This window comes from Pseudomonas sp. MDT1-85 (assembly GCF_054898065.1).
Genome location: NZ_CM142715.1, coordinates 363,283 through 381,056, shown reverse-complemented (window position 1 = coordinate 381,056; position 17,774 = coordinate 363,283). Strand labels below are relative to the sequence as shown.

The 17,774-nt window shown below is 58.0% G+C and carries 22 protein-coding genes; 11 read left to right on the top strand and 11 right to left on the bottom strand.

From position 1 onward, the window contains the following. Nucleotides 1–27: 27 nt before the first annotated feature. Nucleotides 28–348, top strand: coding sequence for a DUF2388 domain-containing protein (locus ACYZT2_RS01800; RefSeq protein WP_461969636.1), 321 nt, complete (start codon nucleotides 28–30; stop codon nucleotides 346–348). Then, the gene (locus ACYZT2_RS01795) at nucleotides 345–2,306 is read left to right on the top strand and encodes a DUF7844 domain-containing protein (protein WP_461969634.1); all 1,962 of its coding nucleotides are present in this window, start codon (nucleotides 345–347) and stop codon (nucleotides 2,304–2,306) included. Before ACYZT2_RS01800 ends, ACYZT2_RS01795 begins: the two co-directional genes overlap by 4 nt. Nucleotides 2,307–2,417: 111 nt before the next feature. Here the strand turns inward: ACYZT2_RS01795 and trpA are convergent, their stop codons facing one another. Together trpA and trpB are read right to left on the bottom strand one after the other, a co-directional pair. Beyond that, on the bottom strand, nucleotides 2,418–3,230 hold the full coding sequence (gene trpA / locus ACYZT2_RS01790) for a tryptophan synthase subunit alpha (RefSeq protein ID WP_461969632.1): 813 nt from the start codon (nucleotides 3,228–3,230) through the stop codon (nucleotides 2,418–2,420). Then, entirely contained in the window at nucleotides 3,230–4,465 is a 1,236-nt protein-coding gene (trpB, locus tag ACYZT2_RS01785; RefSeq protein WP_007902766.1) for a tryptophan synthase subunit beta, read from the bottom strand. The genes trpA and trpB overlap by 1 nt, the downstream gene beginning before the upstream one ends. A gap of 112 nt (nucleotides 4,466–4,577) precedes the next feature. Between trpB and ACYZT2_RS01780 the strand changes: the two genes are divergently transcribed. Beyond that, nucleotides 4,578–5,471: a LysR family transcriptional regulator gene (locus ACYZT2_RS01780; protein ID WP_461969630.1), complete on the top strand. Its 894-nt coding sequence runs from the start codon at nucleotides 4,578–4,580 to the stop codon at nucleotides 5,469–5,471. Here the strand turns inward: ACYZT2_RS01780 and ACYZT2_RS01775 are convergent. Beyond that, complete coding sequence (locus tag ACYZT2_RS01775) at nucleotides 5,468–5,794, bottom strand: ElaB/YgaM/YqjD family protein (RefSeq protein ID WP_253554321.1); 327 nt, start codon at nucleotides 5,792–5,794, stop codon at nucleotides 5,468–5,470. The two genes, ACYZT2_RS01780 and ACYZT2_RS01775, sit on opposite strands and share 4 nt — an antisense overlap. A gap of 154 nt (nucleotides 5,795–5,948) precedes the next feature. On the opposite strand from ACYZT2_RS01775, the gene ACYZT2_RS01770 reads away from it, so the two are divergent. Both ACYZT2_RS01770 and ACYZT2_RS01765 read left to right on the top strand, forming a co-directional pair. After that, nucleotides 5,949–6,164 (top strand): dodecin, encoded by a 216-nt coding sequence (locus tag ACYZT2_RS01770; protein ID WP_007902773.1) that lies wholly within the window; start codon nucleotides 5,949–5,951, stop codon nucleotides 6,162–6,164. Nucleotides 6,165–6,294: 130 nt separating this feature from the next. After that, the gene (locus ACYZT2_RS01765; protein ID WP_461969627.1) at nucleotides 6,295–6,519 is read left to right on the top strand and encodes a DUF1161 domain-containing protein; all 225 of its coding nucleotides are present in this window, start codon (nucleotides 6,295–6,297) and stop codon (nucleotides 6,517–6,519) included. 64 nt (nucleotides 6,520–6,583) lie between these two features. Here the strand turns inward: ACYZT2_RS01765 and ACYZT2_RS01760 are convergent, their stop codons facing one another. Beyond that, the gene (locus tag ACYZT2_RS01760; RefSeq protein ID WP_461969625.1) at nucleotides 6,584–7,585 is read right to left on the bottom strand and encodes an LLM class flavin-dependent oxidoreductase; all 1,002 of its coding nucleotides are present in this window, start codon (nucleotides 7,583–7,585) and stop codon (nucleotides 6,584–6,586) included. Between the two features lie 238 nt (nucleotides 7,586–7,823). Here ACYZT2_RS01760 and ACYZT2_RS01755 point away from each other — a divergent pair, with 238 nt between their 5' ends. Further along, nucleotides 7,824–8,255: an OsmC family protein gene (locus ACYZT2_RS01755; protein ID WP_461969623.1), complete on the top strand. Its 432-nt coding sequence runs from the start codon at nucleotides 7,824–7,826 to the stop codon at nucleotides 8,253–8,255. 175 nt (nucleotides 8,256–8,430) lie between these two features. Continuing rightward, on the top strand, nucleotides 8,431–8,664 hold the full coding sequence (locus ACYZT2_RS01750; RefSeq protein ID WP_461969621.1) for a DUF1161 domain-containing protein: 234 nt from the start codon (nucleotides 8,431–8,433) through the stop codon (nucleotides 8,662–8,664). A gap of 6 nt (nucleotides 8,665–8,670) precedes the next feature. Here ACYZT2_RS01750 and ACYZT2_RS01745 read toward each other — a convergent pair whose 3' ends face one another. Both ACYZT2_RS01745 and ACYZT2_RS01740 read right to left on the bottom strand, forming a co-directional pair. Continuing rightward, nucleotides 8,671–9,090 carry a PA0061/PA0062 family lipoprotein gene (locus tag ACYZT2_RS01745; protein ID WP_429431123.1) on the bottom strand — a complete coding sequence of 140 codons (420 nt, stop codon included), beginning with the start codon at nucleotides 9,088–9,090 and terminating at the stop codon, nucleotides 8,671–8,673. A 40-nt stretch (nucleotides 9,091–9,130) separates the two neighbouring features. After that, the gene (locus ACYZT2_RS01740) at nucleotides 9,131–9,547 is read right to left on the bottom strand and encodes a PA0061/PA0062 family lipoprotein (protein ID WP_461969618.1); all 417 of its coding nucleotides are present in this window, start codon (nucleotides 9,545–9,547) and stop codon (nucleotides 9,131–9,133) included. A 58-nt stretch (nucleotides 9,548–9,605) separates the two neighbouring features. Here ACYZT2_RS01740 and ACYZT2_RS01735 point away from each other — a divergent pair, with 58 nt between their 5' ends. Beyond that, nucleotides 9,606–10,697, top strand: coding sequence for an aminopeptidase (locus tag ACYZT2_RS01735; protein ID WP_461969616.1), 1,092 nt, complete (start codon nucleotides 9,606–9,608; stop codon nucleotides 10,695–10,697). Nucleotides 10,698–10,743: 46 nt separating this feature from the next. Here ACYZT2_RS01735 and ACYZT2_RS01730 read toward each other — a convergent pair whose 3' ends face one another. From ACYZT2_RS01730 to ACYZT2_RS01720, 3 genes are all read right to left on the bottom strand, one after another. Continuing rightward, a complete protein-coding gene (locus tag ACYZT2_RS01730) occupies nucleotides 10,744–11,235 on the bottom strand; it encodes an REP-associated tyrosine transposase (RefSeq protein ID WP_461969614.1) in 492 nt (163 codons plus the stop codon). 174 nt (nucleotides 11,236–11,409) lie between these two features. Further along, complete coding sequence (locus ACYZT2_RS01725) at nucleotides 11,410–12,060, bottom strand: HAD family hydrolase (protein WP_461969612.1); 651 nt, start codon at nucleotides 12,058–12,060, stop codon at nucleotides 11,410–11,412. 51 nt (nucleotides 12,061–12,111) lie between these two features. Further along, nucleotides 12,112–12,666 carry a gamma carbonic anhydrase family protein gene (locus ACYZT2_RS01720; protein ID WP_461969610.1) on the bottom strand — a complete coding sequence of 185 codons (555 nt, stop codon included), beginning with the start codon at nucleotides 12,664–12,666 and terminating at the stop codon, nucleotides 12,112–12,114. A gap of 101 nt (nucleotides 12,667–12,767) precedes the next feature. On the opposite strand from ACYZT2_RS01720, the gene prlC reads away from it, so the two are divergent. Next, nucleotides 12,768–14,819: an oligopeptidase A gene (gene prlC, locus ACYZT2_RS01715; protein ID WP_461969608.1), complete on the top strand. Its 2,052-nt coding sequence runs from the start codon at nucleotides 12,768–12,770 to the stop codon at nucleotides 14,817–14,819. Beyond that, nucleotides 14,816–15,103 (top strand): YheV family putative zinc ribbon protein, encoded by a 288-nt coding sequence (locus ACYZT2_RS01710; protein ID WP_461969606.1) that lies wholly within the window; start codon nucleotides 14,816–14,818, stop codon nucleotides 15,101–15,103. Before prlC ends, ACYZT2_RS01710 begins: the two co-directional genes overlap by 4 nt. Nucleotides 15,104–15,149: 46 nt before the next feature. On the opposite strand, the gene ACYZT2_RS01705 is transcribed toward ACYZT2_RS01710, so the two are convergent. Continuing rightward, the gene (locus ACYZT2_RS01705; RefSeq protein WP_461973308.1) at nucleotides 15,150–15,797 is read right to left on the bottom strand and encodes a phosphatase domain-containing protein; all 648 of its coding nucleotides are present in this window, start codon (nucleotides 15,795–15,797) and stop codon (nucleotides 15,150–15,152) included. A gap of 299 nt (nucleotides 15,798–16,096) precedes the next feature. Continuing rightward, the gene (locus tag ACYZT2_RS01700) at nucleotides 16,097–16,402 is read right to left on the bottom strand and encodes a hypothetical protein (protein WP_461969604.1); all 306 of its coding nucleotides are present in this window, start codon (nucleotides 16,400–16,402) and stop codon (nucleotides 16,097–16,099) included. Nucleotides 16,403–16,634: 232 nt separating this feature from the next. Between ACYZT2_RS01700 and ACYZT2_RS01695 the strand changes: the two genes are divergently transcribed. After that, nucleotides 16,635–17,693 carry a PA0069 family radical SAM protein gene (locus ACYZT2_RS01695; RefSeq protein WP_461969601.1) on the top strand — a complete coding sequence of 353 codons (1,059 nt, stop codon included), beginning with the start codon at nucleotides 16,635–16,637 and terminating at the stop codon, nucleotides 17,691–17,693. Nucleotides 17,694–17,774 lie beyond the last annotated feature (81 nt).

Genomic DNA, 17,774 nt, shown 5'->3' with positions numbered 1-17,774 from the left:
TATCCCTTGTTCCTCCGGAGTCGTTCCATGCGTAACCCGCTGATTGCTGCCACCCTTGGCCTGCTGTTGTTGGCCGACGTGGCCCAGGCGCACACCCTGGTAGCCACCAGTAACATCATCATTCGTGCCTCCGAGCGCACGCTTGATTTCACGTCCGATACCACCACGTCCATCCGTGATTCGAAGATTGTCCGTGAAGCCCACGACGATGCGGCCAGTTTCGTCGCCAGCGACGGTGAAATCCGTGGTGCGCACCTGGAAGCGGCCTTCGACACCTTGCGCACCCGCGTACCGGAAGCCCGAGACGCCAGTGATCAGGTTCTCGCCGAAGCCATCCTCGCCCTGTGAAGTCATTAGGCGCCTGGCTGCTGGCCGGGGTTGTGTTGCTGCTCGGCAATACGGCTCAGGCCGGCCTGCAACTACGGCTCAAGACCGACGGTCTGAGCCCCGCGCAACAGCAGGCCAGTCAGGCGCTGCTTGATGAAGCCATGCAGGCGTTACCGCCGCGCTTCATTGAGCAACTGGACCGGCGCATTGATGTCGGCTGGACCGACGATATGCCGAGCGATGCTTACGGTCAGGCATCGCTGGTGTCCGAGCTGGACCTGAATCGCAATCTTCTCGCCAGCCTCACCAACGGCAGCGCCGCGACCCAAAAAACGTACCGCCCTCACGGCACCGTGCGCCGGGAAATGCTCGCCACGGTGTTGCACGAACTCACCCATATTTATGACCGCGCGCGTCTGTGGCCAGACGCCGAGCGCACGCTGATTCAGCGCTGCAAGCAACGCAACAGCAGCTCCGGGCTGATCGGCATCCCCGATCAATGCCGCGGGCAGACGGAACGACGCTGGACCCTCAGCGACGACCCTCGCCTGCTGGATTTGGCCGGTTGGCCGCAATACGTCGGTAGACGCGGAGTGCGAGAACAACACAACCGGCAGATTGCCCGCAGCCCGGACATCTACGAGACGAGCAGCCCGAAGGAGTTCGTCGCGGTCAATATGGAGTATTTCCTCCTCGACCCAAGCTATGCCTGCCGTCGCCCTGCACTGTATCGCTACTACAAAGAACATTTCGGTTGGGCGCCCGCCGCCAAAGACACCTGCGCCCAATCATTCGCCTTCCTCAATGCGGGTAACGACTTCGCCAAGCAGCCCTTGGGTCAGGTCGATCCGGAACGGGTTTACGCTGTTGATTATCTGCTGGCAGAGGCCAACCAGAACTGGGTCAGCCGCTGGGGCCACAGCATGCTGCGACTGGTGATCTGCGCACCCGGTCGGCCTCGTGGGCCGGATTGTCGACTGGATCTGGATCAGCATCTGGTGTTGTCCTACCGCGCCTTCGTCGGCGACGTACAGCTGTCGAGCTGGGACGGGCTGGTGGGCAAATACCCGTCGCGCCTGTTTGTCTTGCCGCTGGCCCAGGTGATCGACGAATACACCAAGACCGAACTGCGCAGCCTGGCTTCAGTGCCTCTGAACCTGTCGCACAGCGAGATCGAAAATGTGGTGGAGCACGCCGCGGAGATGCACTGGAGTTACGACGGCAACTATTTTTTCCTGTCCAACAACTGCGCGGTAGAAGGCCTGAAATTACTGCGCAGCAGTACCAACAATGCGCAACTGGTCGGCCTCGACAGCATCATGCCCAACGGTTTGCTGGAAGTGCTCAAGGGCCGCGGATTGGCGGACACCAGCGTGCTGGACGATCCCCGCGAAGCGTTACGTCTGGGCTATCGCTTCGACTCCTTCCGCGATCGTTATCAAGCGATGTTCGAAGTACTGAAGAAGCATTTGCCGATCAAGCAGGACAAGGTCGAGGATTGGCTGGCCTTGAAAGCGGAAGAGCGGCGCAAATGGTTTGACCAGGCTGACTTGCGTACCAGCGCGGCGTTGCTGCTGCTGGAGCAGGCCAGTTTCCGTCAGCAGGTTGTATTGGCTCAGGACGAAGTGAAGCAACGTTATCTGGGCGCTCAGGAATTGAAGAATGGCAGCATGGATAAGGCCAATGCGACCTTGCAGCAGATTCTCGCCAACAGCGGCTTCCTCAGCCGTCCGGCCGAACTGCTCGGCACCGGTGGTTATGGTTTGCCGCAGCCGAACGAGTGGACGCGCCTGGAGTCGGAAAGCAGCCTGCGCCAGAAGCAGTTGCAAGCACTGACTGGGGATCTCGATAAGGAAGTCAGAGCATTGCTCGACCCGAGTCGGGCCGCCGAAATGGCCGCCAACGAAGCCAATTTGAAGCAGGTTGGCGAACATTTGAGGAAGTTGCACAAGGCAGCAGGTGGGTTGGAGTTGCCCTGAGGAACAGGCCCCCAAAGACCGAGGGCCTCAGAACGTAGTCCTGAAGCCCTCGGTCTTGCTGTTTAGTCTGTGCCGCGAGGCTCTAATTCCTCTGTATCAGGAACTTTGCCTTCAGCTGACCCGCGCTTTACGTACGCCGTCAGACAAGGCTGCACACAGGCTGAGTACGCCCTCCACAGCCTGATCCGGCGTCGAGGCATTGGCGATGTGATCGATCAGCGCCGACCCCACCACCACACCGTCGGCCAGACGCGCGATGGATGCCGCTTGCTCCGGTGTGCGAATACCAAAACCGATGCTGATCGGCAGATCGGTATGGCGACGCAGACGGGTGACGGCTTCTTCGACATGTTCCAGAGTCGCCGCGCCCGCACCGGTCACACCCGCCACCGACACGTAGTAAACAAAGCCGGAACTGCCGTTCAATACCGTCGGCAAGCGCACGTCATCAGTCGTCGGAGTGGTCAGACGAATGAAGTCCAGGCCCGCTGCCTGTGCCGGGTCGCAGAGCTCGCCGTTATGCTCGGGCGGCATGTCGACCACGATCAAGCCATCGACACCGGCCTCTTTGGCTTCAGCGATGAAACGCGGCACGCCGTACATGTGAATCGGGTTGAAGTAACCCATCAGCACCAGCGGCGTCTCGTTATTGCCTTCGCGGAACTCGCGAACCATTTGCAGGGTTTTCGCCAGGTTCTGTTTAGCGCCCAAGGCACGAATGTTGGCCAGTTGAATCGCCGGGCCATCGGCCATCGGATCGGTGAAGGGCATGCCCAACTCGATCACATCGGCACCCGCTCCCGGCAAGCCTTTGAGGATCGCCAGAGACGTATCGTAGCTCGGGTCGCCGGCGGTCACGAAGGTCACCAGGGCGGCGCGGTTTTGTTCCTTGAGTTCGGAAAAACGCGTTTGCAGGCGGCTCATCAGTGTTTCTCCTGCTTGGATTGCTCTTGTTGAGAGTGTTCCATGTGGTGCATCACGGTTTGCATGTCTTTGTCGCCACGGCCGGACAAGTTGACCACCATCAGGTGATCTTTCGGCAGCGTCGGTGCGCGTTTAAACACTTCGGCCAGGGCATGGGCACTTTCCAGTGCAGGAATAATCCCTTCCAGACGGCAGCATTTGTGGAACGCGTCGAGGGCTTCGTCGTCGGTCACCGAGGTGTACTGGACGCGGCCGATGTCATGCAACCAGGCGTGTTCCGGGCCGATGCCCGGATAGTCGAGGCCGGCGGAAATCGAATGAGCGTCGATGATCTGGCCGTCATCGTCCTGCAACAAGAAAGTACGATTGCCGTGCAGCACGCCCGGTACGCCGCCGTTCAGGCTAGCCGCGTGCTTGCCGGTTTCGATGCCATAACCGGCGGCTTCGACGCCGATGATCTCGACGCTCTTGTCATCGAGGAACGGGTGGAACAGGCCCATGGCGTTGGAACCACCGCCAATGCATGCCACCAAACTGTCGGGCAGACGGCCTTCCTGGGCTTGCAACTGCTCGCGGGTTTCCTTGCCGATCACAGCCTGGAAGTCACGAACCATGGCGGGATAGGGGTGCGGACCGGCGACGGTGCCGATCAGGTAGAAGGTACTGTCGACGTTGGTCACCCAGTCACGCAGGGCTTCGTTCATCGCATCTTTAAGGGTGCCGGTGCCGGCGACCACCGGGATCACTTCGGCGCCCAGCAGCTTCATGCGAAACACGTTCGCTTGCTGGCGTTCGATGTCAGTGGTGCCCATGTAGATCACACAATCGAGGCCGAACCGCGCGGCCACGGTGGCGGTCGCCACGCCGTGCATGCCAGCGCCGGTCTCAGCGATGATGCGTTTTTTGCCCATGCGCCGCGCCAGCAGGATCTGGCCGATGCAGTTGTTGATCTTGTGCGCGCCGGTGTGGTTCAGCTCTTCGCGCTTGAGGTAAATCTTCGCGCCGCCACAGAACTCAGTCAGACGCTCGGCGAAATACAGTGGGCTTGGACGTCCGACGTAATCTCGCTGGAAGTAGGCCAATTCTTCTTTGAACGCCGGATCTTCCTTGGCCGCTTCGTATTCACGGGCCAAATCGAGGATCAACGGCATCAGGGTTTCGGCGACGTAACGGCCACCGAACGCGCCAAACAGGCCGTTGGCGTCGGGGCCGTTGCGCAGATTAGTCTGGGTCATGGGTCGCTCCAGTTGTATTCGAGAGGTGACGATGGGGTTCACTCTACCCCTGACATCCCGCACTGAAAACCGATAAGATCGCCACAACCTGTCAGGAAAACTCACAGATACCATGAGCCACGACCTTCCTCCGCTGAACGCCCTTCGCGCCTTCGAAGCCACTGCCCGCCTGAACAGCGTCAGTCAGGCCGCCGAACAGCTACACGTCACTCATGGGGCGGTCAGCCGACAACTCAAGGTGCTGGAAGAACACCTCGGCGTGAGTCTGTTCATCAAGGATGGACGCGGCCTTAAACTCACAGATGCCGGGGTCCGTTTGCGCGATGTCAGCGGCGAAGCCTTCGAGCGTTTACGCAGCGTTTGCGCCGAATTGACCCAAAGCACCGCCGATGCGCCGTTCGTGCTCGGTTGTTCGGGCAGCCTGCTGGCGCGCTGGTTCATTCCGCGCTTGGGGCGGCTCAATGCGGACCTGCCGGATCTGCGTTTGCACCTGTCGGCTGGCGAAGGCGATCTCGATCCACGGCGGCCTGGCCTGGATGCTTTGCTGGTGTTTGCCGAGCCGCCATGGCCGGCAGACATGCAGGTCTACGAATTGGCCAGCGAACGCATCGGCCCGGTCATGAGCCCACGATTCGTCGGCTGCGAAAGACTGCAGAATGCACCGGCTCATGCGCTGCTGACCGAACCCTTGCTGCACACCACCTCACGCCCGCAAGCCTGGCCTAGTTGGGCACAGCAAAGCGGCCTCGACGCCAAGGCGCTGAAGTACGGTCAGGGTTTCGAGCATTTGTATTACTTGCTGGAGGCGGCAGTGGCCGGGCTGGGTGTGGCCATCGCGCCCGAGCCGCTGGTGGCCGAGGACTTGAAGGCCGGTCGCCTGGTTGCGCCATGGGGTTTCTGTGAAACCCCGGCGCAACTGGCGTTGTGGCTACCCAAGCGCGCCGCGGACGGGCGCGCTCGGCAATTGGCGCAGTGGCTTAAAAACGAACTGCGCCAGGCCTCTTAATTACCGCGTTTGCACAGCAGATAGGCCGCGAGCAGGCCCAGCGCCCCAACGGCGACGCCGGCGGTAGTCCAAGGATGTTCCTGGGCATAGTCACGCGTCGCGATCCCGGTTTCACGGGTTTTGACCTTGACCTCTTCATAGGCATCGGCGAGCAGATGGCGGGAATGTTTCAGCGCGTTCTCGGCGTTGCTTTTCAGCGTTTTAAGGGTTCTACGCGACTCGTCCGAGGCGTCGTCCTTCAGGCTTTCCAACGATTTCAGCAGACTCTCGATCTCGGCTTCCATGCTTTGCAATGAGGCTTTGCGTAACGAGGTATTGGCCATGGTGGATCTCCTGCATTGTTTGAGTTGCGTGTGTTGGTTGGGACTTCAGGGGTTCGAGAAAGTGCAGTAAATCTGAACTTCCCCTCGGATTGGTCGACAGAAGAAATAAGAAAAATCACTGCTAGGCTGTATTTCACACCCTTAGGAGAACGCCATGACTGACCATCACACCTACAAGAAAGTCGAGCTGGTTGGCTCATCCACCACCAGCATTGAAGACGCCATCAACAATGCCCTGGCCGAAGCCAACAAAAGCCTCAAGTACATGGAATGGTTTGAAGTGACCGAAACCCGCGGACACATCAAGGACGGCAAAGCGGCACACTTTCAGGTGACGCTCAAAGTCGGGTTCCGGATTGCCAGTAGCTGAGTTTGAGCTAGTCTTCTGAACTTGCGCGCTGGCCGAATGCCATAGGAAATGGCAAAGCGCTACGTGGTGAGCGCATCCGGCCGAGAGCTGGATGCCCTCCCCCTATTGATCCGACCAGGGAGTGCAACCCATGAAGAAGTTTATTTTGGCGGTAGGTTTGTTGAGCCTGGCGGGAACAGCCTTTGCCCAGGGCAAGTCGTGCGACGAGCTGAAAGCCGAAATCGCAGCGAAACTGGATGCCAAGGGTGTTTCCAATTACACACTGGAAATCGTCGACAAAGGCGCTGCTGCTGACGGAAAAGTCGTCGGCACCTGTGAAAAAGGCTCCAGGCAAATCGTCTACAAGCAGGGCTGACCGCCCTCGAAAATGAAAAAGCCGACGCAATGGCGTCGGCTTTTTTGTGGGTGCAACTTGAGTGTCAGCCCTTCATGACCTGCGCCAGCAGCTCATAGGAGTGCAGGCGATCGGCATGTTCGTACAGGTCACAGGTAAAAATCAGCTCATCGGCCTGAGTCTGTTCGATCAGCACTTCCAGCTTGGCGCGGATTTTCTGCGGGCTGCCGACCATGGCAAGGCCCAGGAAATCACCGACCGCTTCTTTCTCATGGGGCAGCCACAGGCCGTCCATGGTCTTCACTGGCGGGCGTTGCACCAGGCTCTGGCCACGCATCAACGCGAGAATCCGTTGGTAGACCGAGGTTGCCAGGTAGTCGGCCTGCTCATCGGTATCCGCGGCCACCAGTGGCACGCCGAGCATCACGTAAGGCTTATCCAAAACCGCTGAAGGCTTGAAGTGGTTGCGGTAAACGCGAATCGCCTCATGCATGAACCGCGGTGCGAAATGTGAAGCGAAGGCGTAGGGCAAACCGCGCTCACCCGCCAACTGTGCACTGAACAGGCTCGAACCCAACAACCAGATAGGAACATTGGTGCCGGTACCCGGCATGGCAATGATCCGCTGGTCTGGCGTGCGCGGGCCGAGGTGACGCATCAGTTCGGTCACATCTTCCGGGAAGTCGTCGGCGCTGCCGGAACGCTCACGGCGCAAGGCGCGGGCGGTCATCTGATCGGAGCCAGGGGCGCGACCCAGGCCCAGATCGATCCGTCCCGGGTAAAGGCTTTCAAGGGTGCCGAACTGCTCGGCGATGACCAGCGGCGCGTGGTTGGGCAGCATCACGCCACCCGAACCGACACGAATGGTCGAAGTGCCGCCAGCCAGATAACCCAGCAGAACGGACGTCGCCGAACTGGCGATCCCGTCCATGTTGTGGTGCTCGGCAACCCAGAAGCGGTTGTAGCCGAATTTTTCAACGTGCTGCGCCAGATCCAGGGAATTGTGCAGGGACTGGGCCGCACTGCCGTTCTCCCGCACGGGCACCAGATCGAGGGTCGAAAACTTGATATCGGACAGTCGTTTCATAAACCTGCTTCTCCAATGGGTAAGCAGGTTTTTTCACGAACGAAAACCTGCCGAGTCTATAAGCGTGTTCTATGCAATGAGGGCATATACCCGAGTTTCAATAGGAGAGACAAAATTCCTACGCAATTAGAAGACTGATCAGATGAGGTGAACTTTGCCGGACGGTCTATCCTCAGAACCCTGGTAACCGAAAACCACGAAGGCGCGACGTTTCGCGCCGGATCTTGAGGAGGCAAACATGGCTATCACAAAGAAAGCATCGGCTCATTGGGAAGGTGATCTAAAAACAGGTATTGGCTCGATTTCTACGGAAACCGGCGTTCTCAGAGACGCGCCCTACGGCTTCAAGGCCCGTTTCGAAGGCGGTAAAGGCACCAATCCGGAAGAGCTGATCGGCGCGGCTCACGCGGGCTGTTTTTCCATGGCGTTTTCAATGATTCTCGGCGAGGCCAACCTTAAGGCCGACAGTATCGACACCAATGCCGAAGTTACCCTGAACCAGGTAGACGGGGGCTTCGCAATCACAGCGGTAAAACTGATTCTCAAGGCGAAAATCCCCGGGGCGACCCAGGCGCAATTCGAGGAACTGAGTAACAAGGCCAAAGAGGGTTGCCCGGTGTCCAAAGTGCTGAATGCGAAAATCAGCCTGGATGCGACGTTGGTCAACTAGATCAAAAGATCGCAGCCTTCGGCAGCTCCTACAGGTCACGCGACCCCTATAGGAGCTGCCGAAGGCTGCGATCTTTTTTGCTCTGAATTACAGCCTGAATGGCGAAACTGTGGTCGAATAAATGACAGCAGCTTCAGCGCATCACCCTGCGCGCTGCCTTAAGGGAGCTTCAACCATGAAACGTTTTGCCTTGGCGATTATCTGTTGCGCGCTGACCACATCGGCCCTCGCGGCACCGAAATCCTGTGAGGAACTCAAGGCCGAGATCGAAGCCAAGATCCAGGCCAATAACGTCTCGTCCTACACCCTGGAAATCGTCACCAATGACGAAGTGCACGATCAGAACATGGTCGTGGGTTCATGCGAATACGGCACCAAAAAAATCATCTACCAAAAGAATGACCGCTGATCTGCCTCACATAACGCAGTTGGCCAATCGATCTTCAGCAACGATTTCCCGCTTGGCGTTGTACAGCCGGGCGCTGGGGGTGAACGCTATAGAACGCGCTTCCAGCAGATAACGCTGGCCGGCCTCGAAATGGTCGTAGTTGATGGTCAGGTAGCACAGCCGCTCCAGCGGAGCATTCATCAAGCCCGAGCCGCCACCAAACACTTCAAAGTCGAAACGTACCCTTAGTTCATGGCTTCCCGGGGTGACCTGGAAGTAACGCCCGTCACTCAGCCGCTGATTGTCCAGCCGTTCGGCCATCAGGAGTTTCCCGCCGGGGCTCGGCGTCGCGAAGTCGACCCAGGCCATCTGCGGATCGACCGCCGGCAACGGACTCGTGCAACCGACGAAGGCGCCTGCAGCGAGCAACAGCAACAACCTGCGCATGATGAATATCCCAAGGACTGATTATTCAGCATAGCGTCGATCAGGTACGTTGGCAGCCTGCCGGTGTGCCCTGTCCAATCACTTTTCGCTGTTGATCGTAGAGCTTCGCCCACGGCCGAAAGCCGATATTTCCTGCTTGCAGCTGATACCGCTGACCGGCGTTGAAGTCCTTGAATTTCACATTCAACTGGCAGTCGCGCCACAGTGGCTCGGCGTCGGGACCAATGTTGGTCGGCTGGACCGCAAACAAGTAGCGAACCGTCAGCTCATGGCTACCGGGTTGCACCTCGAAGTAGCGCTTGTCGATGGAAGCCTTGTCATCGACTTCTACCGCTTGCAGCGCGGTGTCTTCCTGCCGTGTATCCAGATCGATCCATGCCTGTGAAGGATCAGGAGAGGGCAGTCCAGCACAACCGGCCAGCATCAGCAGGCCTCCCGTCAGCATCAACTTGCGCATAGCGGAGCTCCAATAGGCGGGATAGTCTTGCGGGCAGACTTTCCAGGGATGATTCATTTTGATCAGGCCGCGTCCAAGCCTTGGGTTACTTGATCGCGTTTTACGCATTTTGTTTCCGGGGATGCTTTTTTTGTTATTTAACGGCTGCACCAGCATCAGCTATTACGGCCAATTGGCCAGTGGTCAGCTGCACTTGCTGCGGGCACGTGAGCCGGTTTCCAGTGTGATTGCCGACCCAGACCGCGATCAGCAATTGCGCGCGCATCTGGCCCAATCACAAAAAGCCCGGACATTCGCCAGCCAACGCCTGCACCTGCCGGACAACCAGAGCTACCGCCTGTACGCCGACATCGGGCGGCCGTTTGTAGTCTGGAACGTCTTTGCCACGCCGGAGTTTTCGCTGAAGCCACAGAACCATTGCTTCCCCATCGCAGGCTGCGTCGCCTATCGAGGGTATTACAGCCAGAGCGCTGCCCGCGGTGAAGCCGCGTTGCATCGTTTGCAAGGTATGGACGTGTCGATTGGCGGCGTCGAGGCCTATTCGACGCTCGGTTGGTTCAACGACCCGATCATGAGCTCGATGATGGGTTGGGGCGACGAACGGTTAGCCACGTTGATTTTCCACGAGCTTGCCCATCAACGTTTTTATGTGAAAGACGACACCGAGTTCAATGAGTCCTTTGCCACCTTCGTCGAACAGGAAGGCACTCGCCAGTGGCGTGCATTCCGTGGCCTGCCAGCGGATAACGGAGCGTTGGTGCAGCAACGCGACCAGTTCATCCAATTGATTATGGACGCCCGCAAGAGGCTGGAACGACTTTACGCCCTGCCACTGCCTGCCGAGCAAATGCGCGAGCGGAAAGCCGCAGAGTTCGAACAATTGCGCCGTGAATACCGGACGCTACGCGACAGCCGATGGGCCGGGAACAAACGCTATGACGCCTGGATCAACACTCCGATGAACAATGCCCGACTGTTGCCGTTTGGTTTGTACGACCAGTGGGTGCCGGCGTTTGCCACGTTGTTCAAACAGGTTGATCGGGATTGGGTAAGGTTTTATGCGGAGGTGGAGAAATTGGGCGCGTTACCGGCTGAGGAACGTAAGGCGGCGCTGAAGGTGTTGGCGGGATCAAAGAGTCCCGGTGGCTGAACGGGCCTCTTCGCGGGCAAGCCTCGCTCCTACAGGAGCTTTTCGATCATCTGTAGGAGCGAGGCTTGCCCGCGAAGGCGTCTTTGAATGTCACAACCAACAACGGATAGTCCCCGACCCTATCCACCAGCCCCGCTCGCAACGGATTGGCGACGATGTATCGAGCAACTGCCTGCAAGTCTTCTTCCTTGCGAATGGCGCGATCATGATAGCCATGCTGCCAAACCGGGCCTTGACGTCGAATCGAGCGATTGACCGTCACTGCAATCCGGGATTTGGTACGGGCCATCAATTTAGGTAGCTGAGTATTTTGTAACTCAATCAGCCAATGAAAATGATCGGGCATCACTACCCAGGCTAACGATGTTGCAAACCCTTCTCGCTCAGCCGTTCTAAAAGCATCGACCACCAGACGCCCATTCTTGATGCTGCGAAACAGCGGTTCTCGATTCAAAACCACCGCAGTCAGCAGGTAAATCTGCCCGGACTCCGAATATCGCCCGGAGCGCAATCGATGAGCATGTTTGAGTTCTGGCAATGATGATCCTCCTTGATCGTGGCTGGAGTGTTAAGGCTAGGACGATAAGAAAGTATTGGAGTGAGAACAGTTGCTCAGGATGTGTCTGGGGGGACGCCTTCGCGGGCAAGCCTCGCTCCTACAGATGATCGAAAGCCCCTGTAGGAGCGAAACTTGCCCGCGAAGACGATTCAACTAACGCTGCAAAAACGCCTGATGCATCTCATCTAGCGTCTCGAAGTGATACGCCGGTGCTTCGGCGCTCAACTCCTCCCGGCTGCCAAACCCGTATCCCACCGCCGCCGCGTCCAGTCCATTGCTGCGAGCGCCGATCAGATCGTGTTTACGGTCGCCAATCATCAGGGTATTGGCCGGGTCCAGGCCTTCTTCGCTCATCAAGTGCGCAATCAGCTCGACCTTGTTGGTTCGCGTGCCATCCAGCTCGCTGCCGTAAATCACTTTGAAATGCTTGGCGAAGTCGAAGTGCCGCGCGATTTCCCGGGCGAATACCCATGGCTTGGAAGTCGCGATGTACAGCTGTCGCCCTTGCCCAGCGAGGGTTTCCAGCAGCGGCGTGACGCCATCGAACACGCGGTTCTCATACAGGCCGGTGACTTTGAAGCGCTCGCGATAGAAGTTCACCGCTTCCCAGGCCTTGGGCTCGTCGAAGTCGTAGAAATGCATGAACGCCTGCAACAACGGCGGGCCGATGAAGTGCTCGAGCCTGGTCAGGTCCGGCTCATCGATGCCCAATTTGCTCAGGGCGAACTGGATGGAGCGGGTGATGCCTTCGCGCGGGTCGGTCAGCGTGCCATCGAGGTCGAACAGTACGGTTTGGTAATGCATGAAAAATCCTGAGCAATAGGGAGACACTTTCCATTATCAAGAGGCTTATTATCAAGAGGCTTGGAGCTGGTCGTAGCCTTCGGCCAGATGCAGATCCTTGAGCTTCACGTAGTTCGCAGCGCTGTAGGTGAAAAAGGCTTTTTCCTTGTCAGTCAGCGGCCGGATCTGTTTCACCGGGCTACCGACGTAGAGGAAACCGCTTTCCAGACGCTTGCCCGGGGGTACCAGGCTGCCAGCGCCGATGATCACATCGTCCTCGACCACCGCACCGTCCATGACGATGCTGCCCATGCCGATCAGAATCCGGTTGCCCACGGCGCAACCGTGAAGCATGACCTTATGCGCGATGGTCACATCGTCACCGATCAGCAGCGGGAAGCCATCGGGGTTGAATGGTCCGGCATGGGTAATGTGCAACACGCAGCCGTCCTGCACGCTGGTGCGTGCACCGATTCGGATGCGATGCATGTCGCCGCGAATCACTGTCAGCGGCCAAACAGAGCTGTCTTCGCCGATTTCGACGTCGCCGATCACCACTGCCGAGCCGTCGACAAAGGCGCCTTTGCCCAGCAGCGGCGTGTGGTTCTGATACTTGCGAAGGGTCACGATAGGCTCTCTCTCTTTTGCTGATAGCTGCGGTGAGCGTCGATTGTAATTAAGATGGGGCCATGTTTCTTCCCGCATGTTTTCCAGCCAAGGTGCCAACCGTGAGCGTGAACAACCCTCTTCTGCAGTCCTACGACCTGCCGCCGTTCTCGGCGATCCGTGCCGAACACGTGCAACCGGCCATTGAAAAGATCCTGGCTGATAACCGCGCCGCCATCGTCGACATCCTCAGAATCCAGGGTATACAACCGACCTGGGCCGGCCTGGTGCTGGCGATGGATGAGCTCAACGATCGTCTGGGCGCCGCCTGGAGCCCGGTCAGTCACCTCAATGCCGTGTGCAACAGCGCCGAGTTGCGCGAAGCCTACGAGTCCTGCCTGCCGGCCTTGAGCGCCTACGCCACCGAGCTGGGCCAGAACCGTGAACTGTTTCAGGCCTATGAAGCACTGGCCAACAGCCCAGAGGCCGCCGGTTTCGACGTGGCGCAGAAAACGATCCTGGAACACGCCCTGCGTGACTTCCGTCTGTCGGGTATCGACCTGCCTGCGCTTGAACAAAAGCGTTACGCCGATGTGCAGAGCAAACTATCGGAACTGGGCAGCCGCTTCTCCAATCAGTTGCTCGATGCCACCCAAGCCTGGACCAAGCACGTTACCGACGAAGCCGCCCTCGCCGGTCTGACCGAGTCGGCCAAGGCGCAAATGGCCGCCGCCGCACAAGCCAAAGAGCTGGATGGCTGGTTGATCACCCTGGAATTCCCGAGTTACTACGCGGTGATGACCTACGCCCAGGACCGCGCCCTGCGCGAAGAAGTCTACGCCGCCTACTGCACCCGCGCGTCGGACCAAGGCCCGAATGCCGGTCAGAATGACAACGGCCCGGTCATGGAAGAAATTCTCGACCTGCGTCAGGAACTGGCAAAACTGTTGGGCTTCGCCAGTTTCTCGGAGCTGAGCCTGGCCACCAAAATGGCCGAGTCCAACGATCAGGTGCTGAGTTTTCTGCGCGATCTGGCCAAACGCAGCAAGCCGTTCGCCGCCCAGGATCTGCAACAGCTCAAGGCCTATGCTGCCGAACAGGGTTGCCCGGACCTGCAAAGCTGGGACAGCGGTTTCTACGGTGAAAAACTTCGTGAACAGCGCTACAGCATCGCCCAGGAAACCCTTCGCGCGTACTTCCCGATCGATAAGGTTCTGGGTGGGTTGTTCAGTATCGTCCAGCGCCTGTACGGCATCGAGATCGCCGAGCTGAAAGGCTTCGACACCTGGCATACGGATGTCCGCCTGTTCGAAATCAAGGAAAACGGCCAGCACGTCGGCCGGTTCTTCTTCGACCTGTATGCCCGCGCCAACAAACGCGGCGGTGCCTGGATGGATGGCGCCCGCGATCATCGCCGCACGATCAATGGCGTGCTGCAAAGCCCGGTGGCGAACCTGGTGTGCAACTTCACCCCGGCCGACAGTGGCAAACCAGCCCTGCTGACCCACGACGAAGTGACCACCCTGTTCCACGAATTCGGTCACGGCCTGCATCACCTGCTGACCCGCGTCGAGCACGCGGGCGTGTCTGGCATCAACGGCGTGGCCTGGGATGCGGTCGAGCTGCCAAGCCAGTTCATGGAGAACTGGTGCTGGGAGCCGGAAGGTCTGGCACTGATTTCCGGTCATTACGAAACCGGCGAGCCATTGCCTCAGGATCTGCTGGAGAAAATGCTCGCGGCGAAGAATTTCCAGTCCGGCCTGATGATGGTCCGCCAGCTGGAGTTCTCGCTGTTCGACTTCGAATTGCACGCCACCCACGGCGACGGTCGCAGTGTGCTGCAAGTGCTCGAAGGCGTGCGCGACGAGGTTTCGGTCATGCGTCCGCCGGCCTACAACCGTTTTCCCAACAGCTTCGCTCACATTTTCGCCGGTGGTTATGCGGCGGGTTACTACAGCTATAAGTGGGCTGAAGTATTGTCGGCCGATGCCTTCTCGAAATTCGAAGAAGAGGGTGTGCTCAATGCCGAGACCGGTCGCGCGTTCCGCGAAGCGATCCTGGCGCGAGGCGGCTCCCAAGAACCGATGGTGCTGTTCGTCGACTTCCGTGGCCGTGCCCCATCGATTGACGCACTCTTGCGCCACAGCGGCCTGAGTGAGGACGCGGCAGCATGAGTGAGGGACCTGTGATTACCAAAAAACGCTTTATCGCCGGGGCGGTGTGCCCGGCCTGCAGCGAGCCGGACAAGTTGATGATGTGGAGCGAAGACGCCGTTCCGCATCGCGAGTGCGTGGCCTGCGGTTATTCCGACACGCTGAATGAACAAGGTCTGTCGGTGCCCAAGGAGTTGGGCACACGGGTCAATACTTCGGCACTCAAGGTGCCGGACGCCAAGGTCCAGGCCGTGCAGTTTTTTCCGAACCCGAGGTTGAAAAAGAAGCCAGACGAGCAACACTGAGTGCTGGAAACCACCTTCCACTGCGCCATGCAGTGGGAGGTATCCCCTACTCGACATGCGCCGATTTGAACCAGTTCTTCATCGAGCAACTGGCAAATGGACTCGTGCTGCAATCACCATTGGCCATCGCCGTACGAAGTTTGTCGACATCGGCCTGCATCATGTAACGCACACCCTCCTTGAAATGGGTGCTGTCACCAAAGCCGCCTTGGGTCATTTCGTTCAGGGCATCTTCTTTGCTCCAGCCCTGCACGACCACTCGGTACATCGCGGCCATCAGGCCGGTGCGATCAGAGCCGTGCTTGCAGTGCATAAGCACAGGCCCTTTGGCCTCGGCGGTCTGAATTGTGCGGAGGGCCTTGAGTACATCACTGTCATCCACGTGATTGGTGCGGTAGGGCAACTGTATCTGCTCGATACCTGGAGTAGCCAACCAGGTTGAATCCGATTCGGGCAGGAAGGTAATGATGGTGCCGACCTTGAGCTTTTCCAGTAACGGTACTGCTTCGCGATCGGGCAATGCGCTACGGAAAAGCGTCGGGGACATTTGAAAGAGGTTGTATTGCACCTCGACTGATTGAGCCCACTCCGCCGGGCGGGGCATAACGCTGTCATTCGCGTGAGCGAGTGTCAGATTGAAAAATGTGGCCAGCGACAAAAGCAACATCGCAAGTAAGAGGCGCGGTAGGGACATGCTCAGGCGACCGTCATGAAAGGGCTGGTAGATGACGCATACCTTGCAACCGGAGGGGTCAAAGGCCTGTGAGTCAGCCGTCAAAGAATCGTGAATCGAACGACGTGCGCCTGCTTTCGTGGCGAAAAAACGGCTTTTGGCTAATTGATGCAATACGGCTTCTGCCGAGAGACAGTTTTTAACCGCGGACAAGTTAAACTCAAGTGCAAAAAACGGCACTGAAACTCCGTCCGTTTTTTGAATACATCCTTAAACTTATTATTGCCTGCTATTTACCTATTACAAGCGTTCAATCGTAATCAAGGATTAACGATCTTCGAATAAGCGTTCGCCAGTGCCAGGAGAACTGCCTTGTCTTGTGCGTCAATATCACCATCGCCGTCCACATCAGTGCGTGCAGCGCCCATGGTGAAAGTTTTGCCGCCGTCCGTGGACACGGCCTCGCGGGTAGGAGAATCAAACAGCGAGTAGGTGACCACTTGATTTGGTGCGTCGTAACCCTCTTCCTTCAGTGCAAACTGCATGGAAACCCTGACTTCATTCGGACTAACGATAGACGGAGTCGCGAGTTGCAAAAAAATACCACGCTGATTATAAGACGACATTACGTAAATCCTTTTAATAATGAGTACACGACAACTTCGTGCGAAGCGAATAGTACTAATTAGCCCCATCACTTTTCTATTGGCAATATGTTTCTCATGGTTGCAAAAACTTATTTTTTTGAACTAAAAACAATCTAATACAATTGTGAATAATATTCAGGCGCCGAACGGCACTGGCTGATTCCATCGAGCCGATATACTGTATGAACATACAGCTAAAGGAATTTTATCGATGGCTATTCTCCTCCCACCTCGCGGACGCGGCACCGCCACCAACCCGCACAACCGTTTCGCGCCAAGCCGTTCGGTGGCCGAGGATGACGGCTGGTATCAGGAAGCGCCGATCACCCAAGGCACCGAGGTGCGCATCGAGACGGCAAAAACCATCATCACCCGCAACAACTCGCCGGACCTGCCCTTCGATCGTTCGATCAACCCTTATCGCGGCTGCGAGCATGGCTGCATTTATTGCTACGCACGGCCCAGCCACGCCTATTGGGACCTGTCACCGGGGCTGGATTTCGAAACCAAACTGATCGCCAAGACCAACGCCGCCGACGTGCTGGAGGAGCAACTGTCAAAGCGCGGCTATCAATGCGCGCCGATCAACCTGGGCTCCAACACCGACCCTTATCAGCCCATCGAGCGTGAACACAGAATCACCCGCAAGACTCTCGAAGTGCTGCTGCGTTACCGCCACCCGTTGACCATTATCACCAAGGGCTCGCTGATTCTTCGCGATCTGGACTTGCTGGTCGAACTCGCCGAGCAAAGACTGGTGGCGGTGATGATCAGCCTGACCACGCTGGATGACGAACTCAAACGCATCCTCGAACCGCGCGCAGCTGCACCCAAGGCACGACTGCGGGCGATCCGGGTGATGCGCGAAGCCGGGATTCCGGTGGGCGTGTTGTGCTCCCCGATGATTCCAATGATCAACGACAGCGAACTCGAGAGCCTGTTGACCGAAGCTCATGCGGTCGGCGCGCAAAGCGCGGCCTACATGATGTTGCGCCTGCCGCTGGAAGTGGCGCCGCTGTTCGAAGAGTGGCTGGCCGCCCACTATCCTCAGCGTGCAGCTCATGTGTTGAGCCTGATCCGCCAAAGCCGTGGTGGTGAGCTCTACGACAGCCGGTTCGGTGCCCGAATGCGCGGTGAAGGGCCGTTTGCCGACCTGTTGGCGCAACGCTTCGCCAAAACCATCAAGCGCCTGGGGCTCAATCGTCGGGAAGGTTTCAATCTGGATTGCGAAGCCTTTTGTCCGCCGGGTCGCCAAATGTCGTTGATTTAAGGACAATTGGCCCTATGGTTGAGTAGAAAACGATACTCCGCATTTAGGCTGGTCACGTTTTTTGTGACCTGGAACACTCGT

Coding starts and splice junctions, on each gene's coding strand:
- ACYZT2_RS01705 (WP_461973308.1), bottom strand. CDS start 15,797: ATGTCCCTACCGCGCCTCTTACTTGCGATGTTGCTTTTGTCGCTGGCC.
- ACYZT2_RS01750 (WP_461969621.1), top strand. CDS start 8,431: ATGAAACGTTTTGCCTTGGCGATTATCTGTTGCGCGCTGACCACATCG.
- ACYZT2_RS01765 (WP_461969627.1), top strand. CDS start 6,295: ATGAAGAAGTTTATTTTGGCGGTAGGTTTGTTGAGCCTGGCGGGAACA.
- ACYZT2_RS01695 (WP_461969601.1), top strand. CDS start 16,635: ATGGCTATTCTCCTCCCACCTCGCGGACGCGGCACCGCCACCAACCCG.
- ACYZT2_RS01700 (WP_461969604.1), bottom strand. CDS start 16,402: ATGTCGTCTTATAATCAGCGTGGTATTTTTTTGCAACTCGCGACTCCG.
- ACYZT2_RS01760 (WP_461969625.1), bottom strand. CDS start 7,585: ATGAAACGACTGTCCGATATCAAGTTTTCGACCCTCGATCTGGTGCCC.
- ACYZT2_RS01755 (WP_461969623.1), top strand. CDS start 7,824: ATGGCTATCACAAAGAAAGCATCGGCTCATTGGGAAGGTGATCTAAAA.
- ACYZT2_RS01710 (WP_461969606.1), top strand. CDS start 14,816: ATGAGTGAGGGACCTGTGATTACCAAAAAACGCTTTATCGCCGGGGCG.
- ACYZT2_RS01770 (WP_007902773.1), top strand. CDS start 5,949: ATGACTGACCATCACACCTACAAGAAAGTCGAGCTGGTTGGCTCATCC.
- ACYZT2_RS01800 (WP_461969636.1), top strand. CDS start 28: ATGCGTAACCCGCTGATTGCTGCCACCCTTGGCCTGCTGTTGTTGGCC.
- trpA (WP_461969632.1), bottom strand. CDS start 3,230: ATGAGCCGCCTGCAAACGCGTTTTTCCGAACTCAAGGAACAAAACCGC.
- ACYZT2_RS01740 (WP_461969618.1), bottom strand. CDS start 9,547: ATGCGCAAGTTGATGCTGACGGGAGGCCTGCTGATGCTGGCCGGTTGT.
- ACYZT2_RS01725 (WP_461969612.1), bottom strand. CDS start 12,060: ATGCATTACCAAACCGTACTGTTCGACCTCGATGGCACGCTGACCGAC.
- ACYZT2_RS01775 (WP_253554321.1), bottom strand. CDS start 5,794: ATGGCCAATACCTCGTTACGCAAAGCCTCATTGCAAAGCATGGAAGCC.
- trpB (WP_007902766.1), bottom strand. CDS start 4,465: ATGACCCAGACTAATCTGCGCAACGGCCCCGACGCCAACGGCCTGTTT.
- ACYZT2_RS01745 (WP_429431123.1), bottom strand. CDS start 9,090: ATGCGCAGGTTGTTGCTGTTGCTCGCTGCAGGCGCCTTCGTCGGTTGC.
- ACYZT2_RS01780 (WP_461969630.1), top strand. CDS start 4,578: ATGAGCCACGACCTTCCTCCGCTGAACGCCCTTCGCGCCTTCGAAGCC.